The sequence below is a fragment of the Achromobacter sp. 1011811831 genome (genome assembly GCF_059760905.1).
Genome location: NZ_JCBANG010000221.1, coordinates 1 through 427, shown reverse-complemented (window position 1 = coordinate 427; position 427 = coordinate 1). Strand labels below are relative to the sequence as shown.

At 70.5% G+C, this 427-nt stretch carries 1 protein-coding gene; it reads right to left on the bottom strand.

Going from position 1 to position 427, the window contains the following annotated elements; translation table 11 throughout:
* The coding region (locus tag AC6LJ9_RS30690; protein WP_498150461.1) for a hypothetical protein at positions 1-427 on the bottom strand (427 nt) is incomplete at both ends.

Below are 427 nucleotides of genomic sequence, written 5' to 3'. Positions count from 1 at the left end.
GCCACCGTGCTCAGGTGGTCATACACGCCTTCCGTCTTGTTGGTCGCCTGGCCATCCAGCGCCTTCAGCGCCGCGTCCCGCTGCCCGTCCAGACCGGTGAGCGCCGACGACTCCAGCACCACGGCGGTAACGCTGCCCTCGCCCAGCGCCACGCTGCCGCTCTCATCGCTCGCGCGGTTCAGCAGGTGGATGGCGCCGCGCGCGCCGATGTCGGTGCTGGCCACCAGCACGCCGTCCTGCCGCACCTGGCGACCGGCCAGCGTGATGTCGCCGGTGGCGGCGCTGATCAGGCCTCTGTTGCGCACCAGCCCTGCCGTGCTGCCGGCCTTGATCGTCGTGCCAACCTCGTTGCCAGTGGTCGTCGACTTGACGTTGCCGTCGGTGCCGTAGCCCTTGCGGATGTAGAAGTCGTCGCCCGCCGCCAGCG